Genomic DNA, 23,675 nt, shown 5'->3' with positions numbered 1-23,675 from the left:
GACCCGCTCTGCAACAGGTTTTGCAACAGGTAATAACGCTATGGACTTCGCCTGGACCGACGAACAGCTGGCCTTTCGCGCCCGCGTTCAGGACTTTCTAAAAACACACCTCCCGGCTGACTGGGAGCACATTGCCCACGGCCCCGCCTCCAAGGAGCAATCGGCTTTTGCCAAGACCTTCTGCGGTGCACTGGCCAAAGAGGGACTGCTGGTGCCCCACTGGCCGGAAGCCTGGGGCGGCTGCGACGCCGACCCGTGGATCGCCTTTATCCTCGCCGAGGAAATGTGGATCGCCGGGGAACCCCGTGGCGGGCAGTACATGAACGTGAACTGGATCGGTCCCACCCTGATGCTATTTGGCTCAGAGCAGCAACAACAGCAGTACATTCCGCCCATGGCCCGGGGTGAAACCCTGTGGTGCCAGGGCTTCTCCGAGCCCGAGTCCGGCTCCGATCTAGCCTCGCTGCGCACCCGCGCCGACAAAGACGGCGACAGTTACAAAATCAATGGCCAGAAAATCTGGACCTCCTATGCCGGCGACGCCGACACCTGCTTTTGCCTGGCGCGGACCGGCACCGGCAAAAACGGCATTTCCATTTTCCTGATCCCCATGGACACCCCGGGCATCACCGTCCGGGATATCCCCAGCATCATCGGCGAGGGAGACATCCACGAAGTGTTCTTTGACGATGTGGTGGTGCCGGAATCCGCCCGCTTAGGCGAAGAGGGTCAGGCCTGGGAAATTGTCGGCAAAGCACTGTCGTTAGAGCGAGTGGGTATTCCCCGCTTTGCCCTGGCCTCCGATACCCTTCGCAAAGCCGTAGATATACTCAAACAAGCCGATCGTTTGAGCTCTGGCGCCATGGAGCAAGCTGCCAAGGCCCACGCTGCCTGCGAAGCCGCCAAACTCTATAGCTACAGCATTATCGACCAACGCGCCCGGGGCAAAATCCCCGGCCCCGAAGCCAGCGTCGGCCGCTTCGCCACGGTGAACTGCGAACGCCAGGTGGCAGAGTTTGTGGTGGAACATGTACCCGAGGCAATCAGCGGCGAGCATCCCATGTTGCTGGCCCACCACCAACGGGGCATCGTTGCCGGGGTCGCCTCCGGTGCTGCCGAGATACAGCTCAACCTAATCGCTACCCAATACCTCGAACTACCCCGGGAGCCGCGCTGATGGATTTCACCCTTAACGACGATCAACTCGCCGTCACCAGCGAGCTGGAAAAACTCGCCGCTCCTTTCTCCAGTTCGCCAGTAGATTTTCACGGCTTTGCCCTGGTCAGCGAGGAGCTGGAGGAACAGCTGGCCGCCAGTGGTTTTTTTGAGCTTGCCAGCATGGAGGATATGGGCCCGATAACCGCCGCCCTGGCGGTAGAGCGGCTGGCGCAATTGCCCTACACCGCCGAAATTGCCCTGTCGATGCTGCTGCCAGTGGCCCTGGCCAGCTTGGACAATGGCACCGAGCTACCACGCCCCTTCGCGGTGGTGGAAAACGGCCGCCCCGGACGCTTTGTGGCCAGCGCCAAAACCGTCATTGTGATTGACGGTGACCAGCTCGGCATCGCCCACCCCGAAGCCGGGCAAACCACCGCCCTGCCCGACTCCCTGTTTGCCTACCCGATGGCTAAACTGAGCAGCGAGGTTCCGGTGACGCCGCTGTCCAGTGAGCACGGCGAATTGATCAAAACCTGGTTGCGTATCGCCAACGCCGCGGAAATGGCCGGGCTGATGAAGGCCGCCATCGACGCCACCGTTGAACACGTCAGCGTACGCAAGCAGTTCGGTCGCCCCATCGGCACCTTCCAGGCTCTGCGCCACCGCCTTGCCGAGTGCACCGTGCTGGCCGGCGGCGTACGCTGGCTAGCCTTGAAAGCTGCCTGGTCTGGCGATGCCGGTGACGCCGCTTTGGCCGCGCTGCATGGCCAGGAGAGCGCCAGCCGCATCGCCTACGATATGCACCAAATGAGTGGCGCCATGGGTATGACTCTGGAGATGGACCTGCACCTGTGGACCTATCGCATGAAAGCGTTGATCTCCGAGTTGGGAGGTCGCAGCGCCCAAGCCCTGGCCGCGGGCCACTTTACATTTCAGCACCAAAGTTATGATGTGGCCTGAGAATGTTGAATCTTAGCAATAGCAATTACAGCGAAGCCGAGCTTATCGAACAGGGCTGGGAAAAAATCACCGCCGGCGGCTTTACCGCACAGGCGGGACCCTTCTGGCGAATCAAGCAAGACGGCAAGACCACCTTGGGCATCCTGCTGGAAGAAAAACACTGCAATAACCATATCGGCACCAGTCACGGCGGGTTGATCATGACCTTTGCCGATGTTGGCCTGGGCGCCGCGGTCGCCGACGCCATGGGCGAGGAACGCTTCCGCTGCGTAACCACCTCACTGCAAACCCAGTTTGTCTCAGTGGCCCGTGTCGGCGAGTTTATCTATTGCCAATCCGAGTTGATTCGCCAGACCTCCCAAGTCTTGTTTGTTCGCGGCCTGATCAAAACCGGCGATAAGATCATTGCCAGCGCAGAGGGGGTTTGGAGCGTGCTGGCCAAGCGTAAATAGCGCGGTTTTTGCCATTGAGCGGAGCCTTCCCACGTAACAGCTCCGAGTGACCGTTACCGAATGGTTAATTTTTGACTTTTTGTTGCCATTGCATTGGCCAACAACAACAGTGTTGATTAAAATATGAAACACTGTGTGCATTAACTAGCCCTCGCTCCCTCTGAGCCATTTGATTGGTGAATGGTGATTGGCCGCTGGCCCTTCACACCAGGGTCGCGAGACTTCCGATAACGATGACTATAACTAAGAAATCAGAAGCTATGCGATTAACTCGACCCATTACCACGCTCCGCAGGCCCCTAGCTGCAGCTTTCAGCCTGGCTCTCCTTGCCACCGGCGCAGCAAGCAGCCACGCCAACGATCATATCGAAGTTACCGCTACCCCCGCCGCCGCACAGGTGAACCGGGAAGTCGTAGACCAACACCAGCTGGGCACCAAGTTCTCACCTCTCAAGCAGATAAGCCGCAGTAACGTGGCACAATTGCAGCAAGCCTGGACCTACAACACCGGCGACCTGCCCCAGGGCGACACCACCGGTAACCTGATCGCCTTTGAGGATCAGCCCAGTCTGATCGAGGGCAACCTGGTGGTGTGTACCACCACCCGCAAGCTCATTGCCCTGGACCCTAAAACCGGGACCGAGCGCTGGCGTTTTGACCCCAAAGACCCGGAAGTGGGCATGCGTAAATGTCGCGGCATATCGGCTTGGGTAGACAACGATGCGCAAGGCGAGGTTCTCTGCAATTCCCGCATATTCCTGGGCACCGCCGACTACCGTCTGCTGGCCATCGACGCCAAAACTGGCAAGGCCTGCCCCTCCTTCGGCGACAACGGTGAGGTACAGATGCCCACCAGCATGCCGCAAATCTGGCCCGGCGAAGTGATCGCCACCTCTAACCCCACCGTAGTCAACGATGTGGTCGTGGTGGGCTCTGCGGTAGCCGATAACCAGCGGGTCGACGCTCCCAGCGGCCGGGTAATGGCCTATGACGCCCGCACCGGCGAATTCCGCTGGAGCTTTGACCCAGTGCCCAGAGACCCCAGCGATCCGGCGTCTGCATCCTGGGAAAAAGGCAGCGGCGAAGGCTTTGGCGGCGGCAACGTGTGGAGCACCATGGCCGCTGACCAGGACTTGGATCTGGTCTATCTGCCAACAACCAGTTCCACCAGCGACTTCTACGGCGGCGATCGCGCTGGCGACAACCACTACACCACCTCCGTGGTAGCCTTGAAAGGCGCAACTGGCGAAGTGGCCTGGCACCAGCAGCTGGTGCACCACAACGTGTTTGACTACGACGTCCCCGCCCAGCCAATGCTGCTGGACTACCCCAAGGACGGCGCCATGGTGCCCGCGCTGGTGCAAAACACCAAGATGGGACTGATCTTTGTCTTTGATCGCGCGACCGGCGAACCCCTGGTGCCCATCGAAGAGCGCGCTGTTCCCCAGGCTGGCGCCGTGGCGGGCGAAGAGTTGTCACCCACTCAGCCCTTCCCGGTAGGGATGCCGGCACTGGTACCACAAAGCTTCTCCCCCGAGGATGTGTGGGGCTTCACCTTTATCGACAAGTGGCTGTGTAAGCGCGAGGCGGAAAAATACCGTTACGGGCCTATTTACACCCCTGTCAGTGAACAGGGCACTATCTTCTCACCCTCTGTGGGCGGCGGCCCCAACTGGGGCGGCGGCGCCTTCGACCCCGACAGCAACATCATGGTGGTTCCCTCCAACCGGGTTCCCACCGTGGTCACACTAACGCCTAGGGATCAAGCCGAACTGGTGGAAGTGCAGTCTATCGAAACCGGCGGCTCCATGACCTTCGACGTTAAAGGCTCGCCCTATGTACCCAACGTTAAACCCCTGCTGTCGCCGCTGGGCGCGCCCTGTTCCGAACCACCCTGGGCTGGCCTGACCGCAGTAGATATCGTCAACAAGAAGATTTTGTGGGATGTACCACTGGGTGACGTGGGTGCAATGATGGGCGCCCCCTTCTCCATGGAGCTGGGCACCCCAGGCGCCGGCGGGCCACTCGCCACAGCCGGCGGGCTGGTCTTTATCGGCTATTCACTGGACAAGATGTTCCGCGCATTTGACCTGCAAACTGGTGAGGTGGTGTGGAGCGCCGAGCTGCCCTTCGCCGCCAACTCTGTGCCAGTCACCTACGACATCGACGGCGAGCAGTACATCTTCGTCACTGCTGGCGGCCACACCATGTATGGCGCAGAGCCCGGCGATGCGGTGATGGCCTTTAAACTTCCAAACTAAGTCATTATTCGACCGACCAGCGCAGTCCAACTGCGCTGGCTTCCCCCGCGACTCCCCGCACAGCCTCCTTCTCCTGCAGTTTTTACGCTTATTACTCTGTCTCTGTTAATCCCTTTTGAGTTTCCAAATTTAGGGCGCGCTCTCCATCCTGCCTAACATATAAAAATCGTTAGTAAACAACTATGTTGATTTGTAACTCAATTGTATGGCAAGCTTCACCCCTACAATAAAACCACACGCACGTATGAACCTTTGTAGTTCAAAACAACGTAAGTGGTAAAGATTGACTGTAAGCGGAGTCCGCAACCCCGCGTATATAAAAAATAATCACTCCAAGAAAGAGGCTGTTATGTTCCCCCACTACCTGTCCGCCGCGCGCGCCGGCACTTTGGCTTTAAGTGCAGGACTTCTGACCTACTCTTTGCCTGTCCTGAGTCAGAATGGCCAGGGCGCTGAAACCGAGAATAACAACGCACCGGTATTAGAAGAGATTATCGTCACCGCGCAGCGCAAGGCACAGAACCTGCAAGACGTTGCAATTTCAATGACGGTACTTAGCCAGGACCAAATCGCCAATGCCAATATGAGCAACTCGGCGGACATCGCGACCTACACACCCGGCCTGAGCACCAATAACCGCTTCGGTTCGGAAAACGCCTCTTTCGCCATACGTGGCTTCACCAAAGAGCTGCGTACCACCGCCTCGGTGGGTGTTTACTTTGCAGAAGTGACTGCCCCTCGGGGTCAGAACGTACAAACCTCCGGAGACGGTGCCGGCCCCGGCACACTATTCGACCTGTCGAATATTCAGGTACTTAAAGGCCCGCAGGGCACACTGTTCGGACGCAATACCACGGGGGGTGCGGTTCTGATGGTGCCCAATAAACCAGAAGATACCTTTGGCGGCTACCTGGAATATAGCGGTGGCGATTTTGGCCTCAACCAATACCAAACCGTTCTGAACGTACCGCTTAGCGATAGCTTTAAGCTCCGTTTCGGTGTGGATCACAAAGAAAAAGATGGCTACCTGAACAACGTGACCCGCATAGGCACCAGTGAGCTGAACAATGTTGATTACACCGCCGTCCGCGCCAGCGCCCTGTGGGACATCAACGACACCATGCAAAACTACTTGGTGGTCAACTACGCCGACTCTGAGACCTTCGGCAACACCTCCAGATTGTTTGACTGCACCGATGACACGCCGCTGGAAAACCCATTGGTTGCTTTTACTGGCTTAGGCTGCCAACAGCAGTTGGCTGATCAGGCCGCCAACGGCAACGACGGCTTCTACGATGTGGTCAGCACAGTCTCTAAACCCATCACCGCCATAGAAGACCTTCGCATCATCAACAAGTTTTCCTGGAATTTCAGTGAGAACTATACCCTGAACGCGATTATGGCGATCACTGAGTTGTACACAGAAAACAGCTCTGACGTTTTCGGCACACAGTTCACTGAAACCCAAGCGGCGGTACTGCCCTTTGGTTTTGATATTTCCGTTGCCGATCCAAACCGGGAGTTCTCACCAGGCGTCTCTCTGACTAACCCGAACCGGCCAGTTACCGATCAGCAAGGCCGAGTCGCAGAACTTCAAATACAAGGCATGGCCTTTGAAGATAAACTGGACTGGCAAGCGGGCGTTTACTACGAAGACAGCAAACCCAATGGCTTTAGTGGTAACGACTCAGCCATTTTGATCTCCTGCGAGATCGCCACCATCGAAACCGGTGACCCGGAGCAATACAACTGTTTTGACCCCACCGGCGGTCAAATCGGCGGCGTCAGCAACATCCGCAATAAAACCGAGTACGAAAACAAGGCGATATACTCTCAGGGTACGTATCACTTCAATCAAACCTGGGCACTGACCACCGGCCTTCGCTACACCTGGGACGACACCGAAGGGGAAGTCCTGTTCGCCCAACATAATTTCATTGGCACAATCCGCCAGGATCCGATTGTAAGTGACGAGCAAGCCAGCCAAAGCAGCGAAGCTCCCACTGGCTTGATCGAGCTGCAATATCGGCCAACAGAAACGTCCATGGTGTACGCTAAGTATGTTCGCGGCTATCGCCAGGGCAGTGTCAATATGGCAGCGGACGCGGGTATTCAAACCCACGATGAAGAAACCGTGGATACCTACGAGATCGGCGCCAAAACGTCATTTGAGTGGATTATTCCAGGCCGCTTCAATTTTGCACTTTTCCACAACGAACTGACCGATATGCAATTGCAGGGCGGTTATGTGTCCACAGCGAAGGGGCCCACCACTGCCATCTTCAATGCGGGTAAAGCGGAAATAAGAGGTGCGGAGTTCGACGCTTTCTTCCAGTTGACCGAAGGCCTCAGTCTGAGCCTGTCTTACTCTCGCTTGCTCACCGAGCTGCTGGAAGCTGAAAACAACCAAGCCGCCGTTGAAGCAGCGGGTGGCCCGGTTGCCGGCAGCACCTTCGCTCCCAGTGCAGTAGAAGGCGATACTCTCCCCTTTGCCGCTGACGTCTCCTACACCGCCAATGTGAATTACATATTCGATTTACCGCTCAATGCCGGCCGCCTCTCCCTGGGTGCAACCCATGCCTATGTTGGCGAGCAGAGAATGTCCGCGAGCGGAACAACCCCCTTTGATATCCTTCCGTCATTCCGGATTACTAATATCAACGCCAGTTGGATGGACATAGCGGGCCTGCCACTGGATCTCAGCGCCTTTGTCACCAATATTACAGACGAGGAGTACGCGACCTACATTTCCGGCACTGACTCCTCCCTAGGGTTCTCCTCTCGTCAGATGGGTGCACCGAAAATGTACGGCGCCCGCCTACGCTACCATTTCTAGCAACGCAAGTTCGGTGAGGGGACAACCCTCACCCTTTGCCTTCTGTCATCCGTCTAGTCAGCGAGTCCCAATAAACGGACGAGGCGACAGCTGAGCATTTCCGCTAGGCTTTAGCACATAGCAAATCAGCCACCCGCTCACCCGAGCGGGCAGGAAAAGGACTATGACAATGGCCTATGCAAGCGCGGAAACCATTATTCAGGCACCGATTGAGCGGGTATGGGAGGTCATGCTGGATATCGATCGCTATCAGCAGTGGAATCCCTTTGTCACCCACATCGAGTGCGCCGACACGCCACCCAGACTGGGCTCTGACTTGACGCTCCATGTCCGGTTTTCCAGCGGTCTAAAGCGCAGAGAAATCGAGCAAATCACCTGTTTGGAACCGCCCCAGGACCAGGGCGGTGAGCTGCGAGCCACCCTCGTCTATCGCTTTACTGGCCTGGCACACGACTGGAACCTGGTTCGGGGCCAGCGCTATCAATACCTGACCGCCCTTTCCGACACCAGCACTCGGTATTTTACCGAGGAAAACCTCACCGGCTGGTTATCCTGGGTAGCGCCGATCCGGGGTGTGCGGGATGGTTTTGAACGCCATGCACAGGCTTTGAAGGAGCGCTGCGAATCCCTGCCTGTTTAGGCAGTTACCTTTTTACAGCTTAAGGTCGCAGCTTTCAGAGGATTGCCATGCATATTCGTATGCAGGTCGCTCAGGAATACCTTAAGACCACGACCCTGCCGATTAAGCATATTGCGTATATGCTGGCGTATACTGAGCCCAATAATTTTGTGCGGGCGTTTACGGCCTATACCGGGCAGTCGCCGGGGAAGTATCGGGTGGATTAGGTGTCCACGACTTGGGGGGAAGTCCATAGTGCAATTTCAAGGTTTTCAATACCGGGCTTAGCGGCTTAACAGCGAACTGTCGCGTAGGGCCTGAAGAACAGGCCCTTAGATCCCTAAAGGCCAATTAAACCTTATCGCAGGAAATCATCGCGTTGCGAAGCTCGTAGCCGTTCAACATGTCATTCCAGGTAATGTCGGGCTCGCGATCCAGCTTGATGCCGGGCACTTGCAGGAAGTGGGTCAGGAAGATGCGAGTTTCATGGAGCGCCACCTGCCAACCGGGACAGCCGTGGGGGCCATCGCCGAAAGAGTAGAAGCGGCCGGTGTCTTTCTGCTTGGTGGCACGCTCAGGATCGATGGCGAAGGGGCACTCGCCGACAAATTCCTCATCGAGATTGACGTTGCGGATATCGATCTCGTAACGCTCTCCCGGAGGCAGCGGCTGGTCTTCAACCCCTTCTACTTCATCGTTTACACGGCGCATCACTTTGGCGGCAATGGGCTCCAGGCGTAGGATTTCCATCAGGATAGCCAGTTGCTTTTTGCTATCTCCTTCCAGGAATTCTTTGGCCAGTTCCGGAGATTCCAGCATGTACCACGCGCACATGATGATGAATTCCCGGGTAGTCAGCATACCGGCGGTGCCGTAGGTAAGGCATTCAATAATAATCGCGGTATTGCCGTAGTCTTCCTGAATATAGGTGGAAATAGCGTCGTCTTTAGGGGATTTTTTCCGCGCTTTGATCGCTGGGCGAACATCGAACCAAAAGAACAGCCCAGTAAAGAATACCCGTTTTGCATTCAGCCAGGCCCGGGACAGCATATTGTTTTTGGCTTGGCTAATACTGCTGTGTAGCACCCACTGGATGCGCCGCACCTTGCCCTGCTGGTTACTCTCGGTAAGACCGAGAATTTCGCCTACCACTTCGACGGCCAACTGGAAGCTAATATCCTCTAACTTAGCGGAACCGTTTTGCTGCAACTCATCCAGCAGTCGCTTGGTGACGGATTCCATCACTTTGTAATGTTGATCGTTGACCGCTTTGGGCGACAAAAAACGCTGGCTTTTGCGGCGCTTATTGAAGTGATCCTTGCCGTCGAGGAAAAACACCGGCGCGTGTTCCGGATTTTTGTACTCCAGCATCTCTGCACTGGCTCCGGCCTGTCGGGCGTGCTTGCTGCACAGGATTTTGCGAGCGACTGACGCCTTATCAACCCAGTGTGACCCTTCCTCACAATGGTTGTGTTGTTCTGCAACTTTCGCGGACTTGCGACGATCAACGTTGTCGTGGAACGGACATCCATTTTCGACGGTAGTGGTCATGTCGGTCACCTAATATAGCGGATATATGAAACACAATGTATCACTATAGAGAAAAAGCCCGCCATAACTCTCTACAGAAGGTGCAGACTTTTTACAGTTGGCGCAGCGCGGGGGATTCTATGAGAGTACGCCACAGGTACAGGCAGTTACTCAGCATCAGCCACTGACTGCGGGCGGTCTCGCTTTCCACAATGGCGGGATACCAACGGTCGGCATCCCTCGGCAACACCGGGACGGCGCGATGGATCATCGCCGGTGCATCCATCAGCCAGGACAAGCCCAGCAGCGTGGCGGCAATGGCCATATGCTGCTTAAGCGTGTCCCGGGACAGGCCCGGCCCGCCCGCCTCAACAAAGGCCGTCACAAAGCCATCCAGCAGATCGTCCAGGTGTTGTTGCCACACCTCTGGTTCGCAGGCACTCAGCGCGCCCCACAGCGCCAGGCCGATATTCATCTGACCCACGCCGCCCCAGTCCATCAGACCACAGTGGAGGGTGTCACCGTCTCGCCAAAACCAGGCATTGTCGATATTGGCGTTCCAGTGCATCAGCGCCATGTAGTCATCGTTATTGTGGAGCTGATCCCGAAGGCGCTCTTGCTCGGTCAGGACGGTGGGCAGTGACGCCGACAAGACCTCGACCTCCTCCACGCCAGCCAGCGACCAGGGGCACAGTCCGGGGTAGTCCTCAATAAAAGCCCTGAGTTTGTCCAGCCGCCGCTGCAATTGTTCGGTGCTGTAGCGGACAGTGAGCTGCTTGTCCTGGGCATCACCATCGAAGGGAAAGTAAGAGGACACCGCGGCAATCCGGCCGGCTCGCTTTGCACCGACCTTCAGTCCCCCCGCCAGAGTACCGAGATTTTTCAGAATGGCGCGATAGTGCTCAACGGCACCATCGAGCTGATAATCCAGGCATTTTTCGTGGATAGGTTCGACGCCGTCGCGACCGAAGGGAATACACTGGGTAATCAACAATCCGGTGCCGCTGCTGTGCTGATAGTCGGCAAAAAAGCAGCGCGGCACCGCAATGGGAAAACCCGGCTGCTGGGACACCAAGCCCAGTTTGACCTCTGCCTCCAGCTGCCCTTTGGCCTGATCGCGAATGGGGTCGTCGTAGTCCCGGGAGAATTTTACAAACAACTGGCTATCGGCGTGGCGATGCGGATATCGGTAGTCCAAATCTAGCAGCAATTTTTTGCCGGTACTGCCCCCGGCCACCACCTGCGATTCCCGCACTGCCAGCACTGCATCGTCCCGGTCCATGGTGCCTTGGGCGTGCATGGCCGTGGTAAGAAACGCCGGGGCATCGCTCAGCAGTGCCTCGGGAGTGGCGGGAATCGACAGGCCGGAGTCGTCTCCGGTAACCCAGAGCGCCTGTGTGTTGTGGTCAGACTGGGGCGCCATTAGCGGGAGGTCGGCCAGCGTGGTGCCACATCGATATTGCCCAGCATCATATTGCCGGTGGCGGTATCAATCATGGTGTGGGGGAAACAGGGGTCGATGGCGCTGATCTCATCCAGGCGGGCCAGCTGATCCTCAGTGAAGGTCACTGACATGGCGCCCAAGTTGCCCTTGAGCTGCTCCAGGTTGCGGGCACCGATGGTGGGGGCCACTACGGCTTGCTCTTGTAGAGTCCAAGCCAGTGCCACCTGTGCCGCGCTGCATTGCAGTTCCTCCGCCACCTGAGCCACCACCTCGGCAATATCCAATGCCGAGTGGGTGAGCCGCCCGGTGGCCAGATTGATGCCTTTGCGGGAGCTCATGTCTTTACTTTCTGCGTCGAGGTCCTTGCGCTGATATTTGCCAGTCAGCACGCCACCAGCCAACGGTGACCAGGGAATCACCCCCAAACCCATCTCCCGGGCCATGGGCATAAACTCCTGCTCCACGGTGCGCTCGGTAAGGTTGTAGGGTATTTGCAGCGCCACCAGTGGCGACCAGCCACGCAGATCGGCAATGGCTTGCATCCGCGATACCTGCCAGGCCGGGGTATCGGAGATACCCACGTACAGCACCTTGCCCTGGCGCACCAGATCGTCAAAGCCCCGCAGCACCTCTTCCACCGGGGTGCGGTTGTCCCACAGGTGAAGGTAGAGCAGGTCGATGTAGTCGGTATTGAGTCGCTTGAGGCTGGCCTCCACCGACTGCATTAGATTTTTGCGCTGGTTACCGCTGGCGTTGGGATTGCCCGGCTCCATCATCAGACTGTACTTGGTGGAGAGCACCACCCGGTCGCGGCGACCGGCCAGGATTTCCCCCAGCATGTGCTCGGCCTTACCGGCGGCGTAAAAGTTGGCGGTGTCGATAAAGTTGCCGCCCCACTCCAGGTAGCAATCCACCATTGCGCGGGCTTCGTCCAGCTCGGTGCCCCAGCCGGGTACGCCAAAGGTCATGGTGCCCAGAGACAGCGGAGAGACCCGCAGCCCCGAACGCCCCAACAGGCGATATTGCTCCACGGTGTTTGTCATTATTTTCGTCTCACTAATTCGGCTAAAAGCCCGCCGAGTTAATAAATGCGGGACTGAACAATCATCAAGCCAGACGTTGAGCCGCCAGGGTTTTCAACTCGCCGGCTTTGACCTTCTCGTTGCCGGTCAAAGGGTAGTCTTCCTCGCTAAACAGCAAGATATGCCGCGGCACTTTAAAACTGGCCAGCCGGGATTTAAGGAACGCCGTTAACTCGTCGACATCAATATCGGCGCCGTCCACCGGCACAATGCAGGCCACCACCACCTCGGACAGGGTCTCGTGGGGCAAGCCCACGGTCTGAGTGCGTTTTACGCCGGGGAAGGCGGCAATGGCGGTGTCGATTTCCTGGGGCGAGACATTGGCACCGCCCGTTTTAATAATGTCGTTAAGGCGCCCTTCCCAAAACAAATGACCTTGGTCATCGATATAGCCACCGTCGCCGGTGCGGTAAAAGCCCTGCTCGTCAAAGGTGTCTTCGGCGTTTTTACCCACATAGCCCATCATCAGCGTCGGGCCTTTGATGCAGACCTCGCCGCGCTCACCCATAGGCACGATCTCACCGCTGACCGGATCGACCACTTTGAGGGTATTGCCCGGCAACAGCTTGCCGAAATTGGCGGCGTCGGCATTGGCGGGATCGCCTGCTACAAACGAGCTGAGAATGCTCATGGTCTCCGTGGTGCCAAAGGCGTTGGGCAATTCCCAGTCGGAGTTTGAGGTGGGGTGAGAGTAAATAATCTCGCCCTTTGTAACATAGCGCACGGTGCTGAAGTCGGCACTGTCCCAACCCGGCGAGGCCTGCATCCGCGCCCATTGGTGGGGCCGACCGTTCATCAAAGTCACCTTCTCGCGCTTAATCAGCTCCAGCGCCTCGTGCTCATCAAACAGCGCTTGCAAAATCAATGCGCCGCCCGAGGACAGTGCACTGCCGACGATAATGGTCAGCGGCCCGGCCCAGAAAAAGCCGTTGCCGGTCCAGCAGCGAGCCGGCTCCTGAATATTCCACAGCCGGGGCCAGCGCCAGAACTGCAGGGTAAAGGCGCGCTGGGTTTGTAGAATCGCCTTGGGTAGAGAAGTGGTCCCCGAGGAGAAAAACAGGCCACCGGGATCGCTGGGATAAACGGTAGTCATGCGCGCCTCTATCACCGCTTCCGGCACGGCGGCCCCGGCGGCGATAAAGTCATTCCAATGGGTCGCGGCGCTCAGTGCGTCGGCAGCCACGGTGGGTGCCTCCAGAGCGGTAACGCCCTCCAGCCATACCAGCTCGCGCAAATAGGGCAATTGGGAGGAGTAGAACTCGCCGCCTTCCAACAAGCTGGGCGCCAATTCGGCCAATTGCGCGGTAAAATCTTTTTTCAGCACCCGGTCCTCATAGAGAAGCACCGACACCCCAGAGGTATTGAGGGCATGCTCCAACTCACTAGGGGTGGAGAAGGTACTGAGCACCACAAAGGTCGCGCCGGTCATGGCAATGCCAAACAGCGACGACAGGTACTCGGGCCGGTTGGTCATCAAAATGCCAACCCGGCTGCCCTTGCCTACGCCTCGGGCGGTCAAAGCCTGGGCCACCGACAGCGACTGCTGCCACAGATCCCGGTAGCTCCAGCGGATCACATCGTCGCCGCTGTGCATGACCACCGCTTCGGCATCGCCGTAACGGTCGCAGACATCGCGCAGATAGCCCGGCAGTGACAGCGCGCCAAGGCCGGGTTCCTCGCTGAGCGGCACGGCCTGGTAGAGCGACAGCCCAGTCTCGTTTGCGGAAGGCGTTCCCATACCTGTCCCTACTCCCCTGATCAAAGCAGTTTAGTGAGGCAGCTCGACGTCTGCGGTGCCTTTGAGAATCACTTCGCCTTCCTGGGTGGTCATGGTGACCTGAATCGTGGCGATGGGGCAGCCAAAGGCGGAGCGATCGTTCTTCTCGATTACCTCGCCGTCGATGTAAGTGATATCCCCTTCAAATGCCGGGTTGCGGAACTGAGTCTTGGAGTGCCAGATATAACCGTCGTGGCCCGCCCAGTAGGCGACGTAATCCACATGCCAGGCATTCATCGACGCGCCGTAGCCATACATGCCGCCAAGACCGATTTTGTCGGCTTTTTCCAGATTAACGTGGCCACTTGAAGGCCCGAAGTAGAGGCCGTCGCCCATGCGGGGGTCGACTTTTTTGGCCTCATGGTCGTAGGTCATGTCCTCGGCAAAACCGGCGTCTTCCATGGCCGGGTCGTACTTGCCCTCGGGTACATTCCAACGCCAGGTGCCCCAGACGTTCTGGCGGAAGGCGCGGTATTCGGTCACAAAAGTCACCACCGAGTGGGGGCCAATCACCCGGCGTGGCAGCTTGTCACCCACCTGCACATCGCCGTAGGCTGGCGAGTGGCCCTCGCGGTTGGACATCAGCCACTCATGGCGCAGCTTGTGAATTTCTTTCAGCTCGTCCTTGGTCCAGCGCCGCGGCTCTGCCCGCTCCTTGCCATGCACTGCACGTTTGTTGGCCTCTTCACGCAGATATCGAATCGACGTTGCCCGCTCCCGGGCTACCAGAGCGCCGTGCTGATTGCGGTGCTCGGTGTCGCCGCGCTGGAAGACCGTGGGACCGGCAAAGGCGGTTTCCTTGAGGTCGTAGCCGTCAAAGCGGCGCTTCTGAAACAGCTTGTCGCCAGGGCGAATCGGCGTGCCAAAATACCACCACTCCTCGCCACCAAAAATCAGGTGGGAACCGGGGATTTTGCCCACCCCCGCCGGGTGACAGCCGTGACCGTAATCCATCGCCACCGCAAAAGACTGCGGCGCGATAATGCCGCCAAACTTGGAGGCATTAGCGAACTCCTCATCCCAATGAATCGGGCTGGGGTTATCCATCGCCATGGCCCAACGGCGGATATCAGTGGCGTTGCAGGGGTCCCACAACTCGGCAAAAACCACTTCCTTGCCGACCAGGCGGTCCAGGTCGCTGAGGTCAATTTGCGCGGAAAGTTCTTTGGAATCGGCGGACATGGTGTGTTCCTTTAGTGTTTTTAGTCGTTACTACTTTACAGTCTAGAATAGTATGAGATCGGTGGCATGGGCTCTCCACCGGGGGTGCGATTCTTTTGGCAATAGATGCGGGGGGATGTGGTGTCGCTTGGCGCGCGACGGGGCGTTGTGGGGGATGGTGCCCTGCCGGGGGCTGGGTACTCTGTCGAGGGGATATTGGCTAATTCTTAGCACGATTTTCGCCCTGCTGGGCGACTGACTTTCTCTTTGCTTGTCCAAAGAGAAAGTAAGCAAAGAGAAAAGACACCCTGCAGTACCGCTGCTGGCAAAAAGACGCCAGCAGTTCCTTGCGCTTCTCGGGCCAAAACGGGCGCTGCGGAACTCGCTTCGCTCAAACAGTCCTCGCGCTTATTCCGTTTTGCCCCTGCGATGCTCAGCGGTCCTGAAGGGGCCCAGGGGTGCCACGCCGAAAAAGATCGTGTTCTTTTCTTGCTACTGGCACCGGGGTTTATTCCCCTTTGAGCTCGCCGAGCATCGCAGCCATTCAATGAAAGAGCTTTTAGCGAGGACTGTTTGAGCCGTCAGGCGAGTTCCGCAGCGTTTTCATTGAATGGCGAGAAGCGCAGGGAACCGGCAGGGCGAGCGATAGGGTGGCCTTTCTTTTGGTTCCTTTTCTTTGGCCAAACAAAGAAAAGGAACTCGCCCAGCAGGGCGAAACCCTTGCTATGGAATAACAAATACACTCTCGACAGAGTGCCCGCAGGGCGAGGGCCAAGGACGGCCCGAGTGAAACCCGTGCTGTCTGTATGCCAATACAAACTCGACAGAGCACCAAAAAAACCAACCGACGCGTCAGCGTCAAACCTTAACCTCCACCCAGTCGTCAACGACTCTAACCTCATACGTGGGAATCGGCTGTGTCGCCGGCAGGTTCAAGGCCTCACCGGTCTCGAGATTAAACTTGGCCCCGTGCACTGGGCAGGTGATGGCGCAGTTGCGCAACCGGCCATTAACCAGCGGCTTTTTTTGGTGGGAACACCAGTTAGACACCGCCAGCAATTTGCCTTTGGCATTGCATACAAGCACCCAGGTATCGTTAATTTTGGCGGCTTTTTTGCCGCCGGAGGGCAATTCTTCTACCTTGCAAAAACGGGTAAATTCTTCTGACAAAACTTCGACCTCTCACGCACGCTGACTGAAACCAACCCGGCGGCTCCAGACACAAAAACGCCCGGTATCGACCGGGCGCTGGGGAGTATAACCGCTTACTTGCCGGACACGTATTTGTCGACGGCTTGCTCAAAATGACGCACGCGGATTTCCTGGTAGTTGCCAAGGGTGATGCCGGGCTTGGCGCTGGCTTCCACGCCCTGTTGTTGCAGCAGCAGGTTTTCGGTGTCTTGATCCAGGATCACGCCAAAGCCTTCGTCCATACCTTCAGCTTCGGTGAAGGACTGGTGCTCTTCCAGGTGGACGCACTCGGCGGGATCGGGACGCTCGCCGTCTTTGGGGACGGGACGCAGGAAGAAGACTTCATACAAGCACTTGCGCAGGTCGCCGGGGACCGGACGGAAGCGGTAGATCATCGGCAGGGAGATACCGGCGAACAGGAACAAGTTGGGGAACACGGTGTAAGAGAAGCAGTCCAGCAGCTCGGAGTCTGAGATGTGGCTCAGATCGGCGTTGGCGGCTTCTTCAAACATGCCCCGGAACATTTTGGCCATGGCGGCACGGGCGGTTTCGCCGTCGCTGAGTGTGCGCTCGGCATCGCCCAGGGCCCCGCTGTCACCCAGGGTAAACATGTTGAACACATCCTGCTCGCTGTACTCGCCAGCCAGGTGGGGGCTGACCACACCTAAGGGTGAAATAAAGCGGTCGACGTGCTCGCCGAATGTGTCGTACTGGGAGTTGGCGTCAGCATTGGAAGGCGCCACCTGGGGGTGGGTCTCGATCACGTGGTAGGCCTCCATAAAGGCTTCCATAGTGAGCTTCCAGTTGGCGGGAATCACTTTGCTGACGTGGCAATGGATGTAGCGGTCTTCCAGCTTCCAGGCATTGAGGTGAGACATAAACTCGTCGCCCAGGTAGTCTTCCAGGGCCGGCGCGTCGTGGTCCATATTGATAAACACAAAGCCTGCCAGGACCTGCACTTTAGCCTGGGGCAGTTCAAACTCTTCGGCCTTAACGTGGGGGAAGTCCCAGCCGTTTTGGGCCAGTTGCAGGCTGCCGTCCAGGTTCCAGGTCCAGCCGTGGAAGGGGCACTTGAACTCATTGGCGCAGCCGTCGGTGCCGGAGGCGCGCAGCTTGGTGCCGCGATGCAAGCAGGCGTTGTAGTAGGCCCGCACTTCGTTTTCTGCCACCCGGGTGACCAGGAAGGATTTGCGACCGATATCGTAGACGTAGTAGTCGCCCACCTCGGGGATATGCTCTTCCCGGCAGGCAAACTGCCAGGTACGGGTCCACAGGTTTTCGTACTCTTTGCGCTCGAACTCGGGGTCGTAGTAGCGGTCGGTGGAGATGTCTTCATCACCGAGGAATTCGTAGGATTCGCAGCGTACCCAGGCCGGAGCCTGGTAGGCATCTTTGGCGATAATTTCTTGGGTGCTCGGTGCGTCGGGGCAGCGAGCTTCACCTTTTTTAACATTGGGTTGTGCAGTCATCGTCGCTCTCCAGATTCGGTCTTTGGCTTTTTCAGCGTCAGGTTAGTCCAATCAGGCAGCCGTGGTGTTTTTGTGCACCACCCCGCCCTTCATAATCAGTTTCAGGTTGTTGGCATCCACCACCGCAGCGGTGTCGGTGAGGGGGTCGCCATTAACCAGCAGCATATCGGCCAGGTAGCCCTCTTTGAGCAGTCCCAGTTTTTCGTCGGTACCCATGGTCATCATGGCGCCGCCGTTGGCGGTGGCGCAGACCAAAGCCTCGGCGGGGCTGTAGCCGTAGTATTTAACGAAAAATTCGATGTCCCGGGCGTTGGTGCCGTTGGGGCTCCAGGCAAAGCCAAAGTCGCCGCCGATAACGTGCTTGATGCCGCGCTTACGCAGTGCCGTGTGAGTCTCCTGGCTGGCCTCCAGCAGGCGGTCGATGCCCATCATCCGCGCAACATCGGCACTCATGTAGGGTTCGGCCTCATACAACAGGGTGTGGAACAGGCTGACAGTGGGTACCACGTAAACCCGGTCTTTGGCCTCTTCAAACATATCCAGCGCTTCTTCGTCGGTGAATTCGCAGTGGAACAGCGCATCGACGCCGGCCTTCAAGCAGACTTTGGCACCGGCTATAGAGCGCACGTGGGCGTTCACCCGTTTGCCAAAGGAATGGGCGGTATCCACCGCCATCTTGACCTCTTCATAGCTCATCGGCGTGGTATTGGCCGGTGTGCCGGGATAGAAAGGATCGCCGGACACGTCCAGCTTGATGTTGTCACAGCCCTCGCGGCAGGCCAGGCGCACGGCTTTACGCATTTCTTCCGGGCCATCGACAATATGCGACGGACCGCCGGGGCGGGGATCGTGGAGACGACTCTCGTCGCCCATGGCGCCAGTGACGGAGATTTCCAGTGAGCCGGCGCGGATGCGGGGGCCTTTCAGGTTGCCGGCCTCGATTTCGTTGCGCACCGCCACGCCCAAGCGCAGCTTGGCCTCGGAGGCGCCCCACACGCTGGTAAAGCCCTGGTCCAGCAAACGCTCAGCCACCCGAGCTGTCAGCAGGGTATGCTCTTCAACCCCGGGTTTGATCAGATCTTCGGTGGCGGTGACGTTGTCAAAAGACAGATGGCCGTGGCCCTCGGTCATGCCCGGCATCAGGAACATGCCCTGGGCATCGATCACCTCGCAGCCCTCCGCAGACAGACCGCTGCCCACCGCTTCGATGCGGTCGCCATTGATCAGCAGATCGCCGTTGGTGGGCTCTGCGCCGGAACCGTCCCAGATGCGGGCGCCGCGTATCAGTGTTTTGCTCATGGGCATTCTCTCCTCATACCAGGCTCGTCTCGCCGGGCTCTCCCCAGTGCCGGCAGCCTGTATCATTATCATTGCAACGTGGCTGCGCTGGTTATGGCAGCTTACTTCAGCCGGCTACCGCAGCTGGGCGCTTGGCCTCAAGCCGGCGGTGCTCTATAGCTCAGCATTATGCCCAGCGCCGGTAAACACCAAAATGACCACGACAGAACAGCAACTTGCCTACCTCTGCCAGGGCTCTTACCCGCTATATGCGACTCTGAGTAAACTTCTCGGACCTTGCCCAATTTGCTGCCCGAGGGGGGACAATAATGATCAGAGGCATTCACCACGTCGCCATCCACGTCCACGATATGGACCGGATGATCAAGTTTTACAACGAAGCCTTTGGCTTTGAGGTTGTTGGCGAACCCTTCGCCTGGGAAAACGACGACTTTATCGACCGTATCGTGGCGGTGAAGGGCTCCGCATCCCGTGGCGCCATGCTTAAGGCCGGCACCTGCTATATCGAAATGTTCCAGTACAGCGCCCCCGAGCCCAACAACACCAAGGGCCTGGACCCGTTCGACAAGGGCTACACCCACTTTTGCGTGGATGTGGTGGGCATTGAGGAAGAGTTTGAGCGCTTAAAGCAGGTGGGCATGACGTTTCCCGAGCCGGAACCGATTAACGTCGGTCACGTAAAAACCTGCTACGGACGCGATCCGGAGGGTAACTTGATCGAAATTCAGGAAACCATCGACGAAAACTGCGATTTCCCGTTAGATCAATTGCCGCCCATTAGCAAAAAGGCCTGATAAGTTTGGCCACAGCGCTCCCGGGCCCGGCGCCAATGACCGCCGCTGTCGGGAGCACCCCACTTTTTGCCAGTGGCAGGCTGTAGCCCTGCCACAGGCCGTAACGAAGTAGCACCCCATGACGAAAGCCGATGTCAGCCTAGACGACAAATATCTCCAGGCCTCCGGTCAGGTGTTTATGAACGCCAACCAGGCCCTGGTGAGGTTGCCCCTGGATCAAATTCGCCGGGACCGGGCAATGGGCATCAAATCCGCCGGTTTTATCTCCGGTTACCGGGGATCACCACTGGGCGTCTACGACTCTGCCCTGATGGGGGCGCAAAAGCTGCTGGATGAGCACAACATTGTGTTCCGTCCCGGCCTCAACGAGGAGCTGGCGATCAGCTCGATTCGCGGCACCCAGGAGCTACACTGGTTCGGGAAATCCGATTTGGATGGCGTCTTCGGCATCTGGTACGGCAAAGGCATTGGCGTCGACCGGGCCTGCGAGTCGATGAAACTGGGCAACTACGAAGGCGCCTCGGCCAAAGGCGGCTTTTTGATCGTTGCCGGCGACGACCACGGCGGTAAATCCTCCGACAGCGCCCACCAAAGTGAAAACACCTTGATGGCGGCGTTTGTCCCCATCCTCTACCCCGCCACCATCGGCGAAATTATCGAGTTTGGGCTGTTTGGTCTGGAGATGTCCCGCTACAGCGGCTGTTATGTGGGTCTCAAAACCATCACCGACACCCTGGACCTGTCCGGCTGTGTCGAGCTGCCCGACCCGTACCGGGACTACACGACACCCCAAGATGTGGTGATCCCCCCGGAGGGCCTTAACCTGCGCCCCAACCTGCCACCACTGGTGGAAGAAGAGTGGCTGGTTAACTACCGCCTGCCTGCCGCCACCGCTTTTGCCCGGGCCAACGGCATCGACAAGGTGATGGTGGACGGCGACAAACGCGAGCTGGGTATCGTCACCGCCGGTAAGGCCTATCTGGATGTGCGCCAGGCCTTTGCCGATCTGGGCTTGAGCGATGCACGCTGCAAGGAGCTGGGCATTCGGCTCTACAAACCCGGTTTGATCTGGCCCATGGACCCCCAGGGTCTGTGTCACTTTGCAAAAGGTAGCCGGGCACTGCTGGTGGTGGAAGAAAAGCGCCCGGTGATGGAAGACCAGATCGCCCGCCACCTCTACGACCTGGATAATAACCAACGTCCGGCCCTAAGCGGCAAGCGCGACCTGCACGGCAAGGCTCTGTTACCGGCTATTGGCGAACTCAGCGCCGGCAAAGTGCGCCACGCCCTAAAGACCGTGCTGGACCAGTTGGGTTTAACTGACCAAGCAATCGAGTCGCGTTTTGAAAAGTTTTCTCAGCTAGAAGAACAGGCCCAAAACGTGGGTAGCAACACCGTGCGCCCCGCCTACTTCTGTTCCGGCTGCCCCCACAATACCAGCACCAAACTGCCCGAGGGCTCCAAGGCCATGGGCGGCATCGGCTGCCACGGCCTCGCTGCTGTGGTGATGGACCGGGACACCATGCAGTTTATGCCCATGGGCCATGAGGGCTCGCCCTGGACGGCGGTATCCCAATTTGTGGATACCCCCCACATGTTCCAGAACATGGGTGACGGCACCTATTCCCATTCGGGGATTTTGGGCATCCGCGCCGCTGTCGCCGCCAACACCAATATTACCTATAAAGTGCTCTACAACGACGCCGTGGCGATGACGGGCGGCCAGGCAGTGGAACAGCAAAACACCCCGCTGGATATGGTCAAGCAGCTGCTGGCTGAGGGCGTTAAGCCGGTGTACCTGGTCTCTGACAACCCCGAGCAATTCCGCCATCTGGAATTGCCGGCCAATGCCGAGCTTCACCACCGGGACGAGATGGACAGCCTGCAGCGCAAACTCCGCGAGATGAAGGGCGTGACCGCCATTGTCTACGAACAGACCTGCGCCACGGAAAAACGTCGTCGCCGCAAGCGCGGCTTGATGGAAGATCCCAATAAGCGGCTGTTTATCAATCCCGAGGTGTGTGAAGGCTGCGGCGACTGCTCGGTGCAGTCCAACTGCATTAGCATCCTGCCCCTTGAGACTGAGTTGGGCCGCAAGCGCAAGATTGATCAAAGCACGTGCAACAAAGACTATAGCTGCGTCAAAGGCTTTTGCCCCTCCTTCGTCACCGTCACCGGCGGCAAGATCGCCAAGCGGGTGGGCGGCGACGCCGACCGCCTGGACAGCTTAGTGGCCGCGCTGCCCGCACCGACCCAAGCCGAGATGGGCGACGCCGGCTGCAACATTCTGGTGGCGGGAATCGGCGGCACCGGCGTACTGACCATCGGCGCCCTGCTGGGCATGGCGGCGCAAATCGACGACAAGGGCTGTACGGTACTGGATATGACCGGCATGGCCCAGAAAGGCGGCGCGGTGACCAGCCATATCCGCCTGGCCAGAAGCCCCAAAGAAATTTACAGCTCCCGCCTGGGTGAAGGTATGAGCGATCTGGTGCTGGCCTGCGACATGATCGTCGGCGCCAGCCCGGCCGTGTTGAAAACCGTCAAACCCGGTGAAACCGCGGCAATTCTTAATAACGACGTGGCCCCCACTGGCGACTTCCAGAGCAATAAAACCCTGGATTTGGGAGAAGCGCGCTTGCGGGCCAATATCATCGAGGCTCTGGCCGGGGGGCAGGCCTTTGACCTGCACGCCAGTCAACTGGCCACCGATCTCACCGGCGACAGCATTGGCACCAACATGCTGATGCTGGGCTACGCTATTCAGCGCGGCCTGCTGCCGCTGAGCCTGGAAGCCGTACAGCAGGCAATCCGCCTTAACGGCACCTTTGTGGAAGGCAACCTGCGCACTTTGGCCCTGGGCCGGCTCGCCGCCCACGACCTTAACGCCCTGACCGCCGCACTAAAACCCCGGGAAGAGCTGCCCAAGCTGGACACCCTGGCCGACGTACTGAAAAGCCGCGAAGGTCTGCTGACCCGCTATCAGGATGCCGCCTACGCCAAGCTCTACCGCGATTTTATCGACGATGTCGCCGCCAAGACGGCACACCTGGACGGCGGCGAGGCCTTCGCCCGCCAGGTGGCCCTGACCCTGGCCAAGCTGATGGCCTACAAGGACGAATACGAAGTGGCCCGCCTGTACACCGATCCGCGTTTTCTGCAGCGCATTCAGGAGCAGTTTGATGGCGACTACAAGCTGAGCTTTAACCTGGCGCCGCCGATCATCCCCGGTAAAGATCGCGCCACCGGCCGCCCTAAAAAGCGGGAGTTTGGGCCGTGGATGCTGAGCCTATTCAAACTGCTGCGCCGCTTTAAGGGATTGCGCGGCACCGCGCTGGATATTTTTGGCTACTTCCCCGAGCGCCGCATGGAGCGCCGACTGATCGAGGAGTACCGCACACTAATCAGCGAACTGCTGCCACGGCTTGAGGCCGACAATATCGCCATCGCCACCAAGATCGCCGCTGCCGCGTCAGAAATCGGCGGCTACGGTCCTGTGAAAGAGGCCTCGGTAGAGCGCTACCGGGCACAACTGACGGCTTTGCTTCGCGAACTGGATAACCCATCGCGATCCAGCGCCGCCCCTGAATTTGTTGAGCTAAAGCAGCTGTAAAACGCCCCTCCAAGGATTGCAAAGCCGCG

Annotated in this window: 16 protein-coding genes and 1 pseudogene; 9 read left to right on the top strand and 8 right to left on the bottom strand. The window is 58.3% G+C overall.

All coding sequences use genetic code 11. From position 1 onward, the window contains the following. Positions 1-40 precede the first annotated feature (40 nt). From I6N98_RS06655 to I6N98_RS06625, 7 genes and pseudogenes are all read left to right on the top strand, one after another. Positions 41-1,177, top strand: coding sequence for an acyl-CoA dehydrogenase family protein (locus I6N98_RS06655; protein WP_198571010.1), 1,137 nt, complete (start codon positions 41-43; stop codon positions 1,175-1,177). Beyond that, positions 1,177-2,118 (top strand): acyl-CoA dehydrogenase family protein, encoded by a 942-nt coding sequence (locus tag I6N98_RS06650; RefSeq protein WP_198571009.1) that lies wholly within the window; start codon positions 1,177-1,179, stop codon positions 2,116-2,118. The genes I6N98_RS06655 and I6N98_RS06650 overlap by 1 nt, the downstream gene beginning before the upstream one ends. 2 nt (positions 2,119-2,120) lie before the next feature. Next, complete coding sequence (locus tag I6N98_RS06645) at positions 2,121-2,570, top strand: PaaI family thioesterase (RefSeq protein WP_198571008.1); 450 nt, start codon at positions 2,121-2,123, stop codon at positions 2,568-2,570. Positions 2,571-2,830: 260 nt separating this feature from the next. After that, positions 2,831-4,831 carry a pyrroloquinoline quinone-dependent dehydrogenase gene (locus tag I6N98_RS06640; RefSeq protein WP_198571007.1) on the top strand — a complete coding sequence of 667 codons (2,001 nt, stop codon included), beginning with the start codon at positions 2,831-2,833 and terminating at the stop codon, positions 4,829-4,831. A gap of 349 nt (positions 4,832-5,180) precedes the next feature. After that, complete coding sequence (locus tag I6N98_RS06635; protein WP_198571006.1) at positions 5,181-7,667, top strand: TonB-dependent receptor; 2,487 nt, start codon at positions 5,181-5,183, stop codon at positions 7,665-7,667. Positions 7,668-7,830: 163 nt separating this feature from the next. Further along, the gene (locus I6N98_RS06630; RefSeq protein ID WP_198571005.1) at positions 7,831-8,307 is read left to right on the top strand and encodes an SRPBCC domain-containing protein; all 477 of its coding nucleotides are present in this window, start codon (positions 7,831-7,833) and stop codon (positions 8,305-8,307) included. A gap of 35 nt (positions 8,308-8,342) precedes the next feature. Then, a pseudogene (locus I6N98_RS06625) lies at positions 8,343-8,513 on the top strand (helix-turn-helix domain-containing protein); the annotation flags it as partial. A gap of 124 nt (positions 8,514-8,637) precedes the next feature. Here the strand turns inward: I6N98_RS06625 and I6N98_RS06620 are convergent. The 8 genes from I6N98_RS06620 to I6N98_RS06585 form a co-directional block, all read right to left on the bottom strand. Further along, complete coding sequence (locus I6N98_RS06620) at positions 8,638-9,837, bottom strand: cytochrome P450 (protein WP_198571003.1); 1,200 nt, start codon at positions 9,835-9,837, stop codon at positions 8,638-8,640. 91 nt (positions 9,838-9,928) lie between these two features. Further along, positions 9,929-11,239, bottom strand: a complete 1,311-nt coding sequence (locus I6N98_RS06615) for a hypothetical protein (protein WP_198571002.1) — start codon at positions 11,237-11,239, stop codon at positions 9,929-9,931. After that, a complete protein-coding gene (locus I6N98_RS06610) occupies positions 11,239-12,303 on the bottom strand; it encodes an aldo/keto reductase (RefSeq protein ID WP_198571001.1) in 1,065 nt (354 codons plus the stop codon). Before I6N98_RS06610 ends, I6N98_RS06615 begins: the two co-directional genes overlap by 1 nt. A 64-nt stretch (positions 12,304-12,367) precedes the next feature. Continuing rightward, complete coding sequence (locus I6N98_RS06605; RefSeq protein ID WP_198571000.1) at positions 12,368-14,080, bottom strand: class I adenylate-forming enzyme family protein; 1,713 nt, start codon at positions 14,078-14,080, stop codon at positions 12,368-12,370. Between the two features lie 30 nt (positions 14,081-14,110). Then, positions 14,111-15,301 carry a MaoC family dehydratase gene (locus I6N98_RS06600; protein WP_198570999.1) on the bottom strand — a complete coding sequence of 397 codons (1,191 nt, stop codon included), beginning with the start codon at positions 15,299-15,301 and terminating at the stop codon, positions 14,111-14,113. 837 nt (positions 15,302-16,138) lie between these two features. After that, the gene (locus I6N98_RS06595; RefSeq protein ID WP_198570998.1) at positions 16,139-16,450 is read right to left on the bottom strand and encodes a Rieske (2Fe-2S) protein; all 312 of its coding nucleotides are present in this window, start codon (positions 16,448-16,450) and stop codon (positions 16,139-16,141) included. 95 nt (positions 16,451-16,545) lie between these two features. After that, complete coding sequence (locus tag I6N98_RS06590; RefSeq protein ID WP_198570997.1) at positions 16,546-17,940, bottom strand: aromatic ring-hydroxylating oxygenase subunit alpha; 1,395 nt, start codon at positions 17,938-17,940, stop codon at positions 16,546-16,548. A 51-nt stretch (positions 17,941-17,991) separates the two neighbouring features. Next, complete coding sequence (locus I6N98_RS06585; RefSeq protein ID WP_198570996.1) at positions 17,992-19,239, bottom strand: amidohydrolase family protein; 1,248 nt, start codon at positions 19,237-19,239, stop codon at positions 17,992-17,994. Positions 19,240-19,547: 308 nt separating this feature from the next. On the opposite strand from I6N98_RS06585, the gene I6N98_RS06580 reads away from it, so the two are divergent. After that, positions 19,548-20,033 (top strand): VOC family protein, encoded by a 486-nt coding sequence (locus I6N98_RS06580; RefSeq protein ID WP_198570995.1) that lies wholly within the window; start codon positions 19,548-19,550, stop codon positions 20,031-20,033. Positions 20,034-20,151: 118 nt separating this feature from the next. Then, positions 20,152-23,646: an indolepyruvate ferredoxin oxidoreductase family protein gene (locus I6N98_RS06575; protein WP_198570994.1), complete on the top strand. Its 3,495-nt coding sequence runs from the start codon at positions 20,152-20,154 to the stop codon at positions 23,644-23,646. The last annotated feature ends 29 nt before the right edge of the window (positions 23,647-23,675 follow it).

Source organism: Spongiibacter nanhainus (genome assembly GCF_016132545.1).
GTDB classification, from domain to species: Bacteria; Pseudomonadota; Gammaproteobacteria; order Pseudomonadales; family Spongiibacteraceae; genus Spongiibacter; species Spongiibacter nanhainus.
This window is presented reverse-complemented; position numbering and strand designations above follow the sequence as displayed.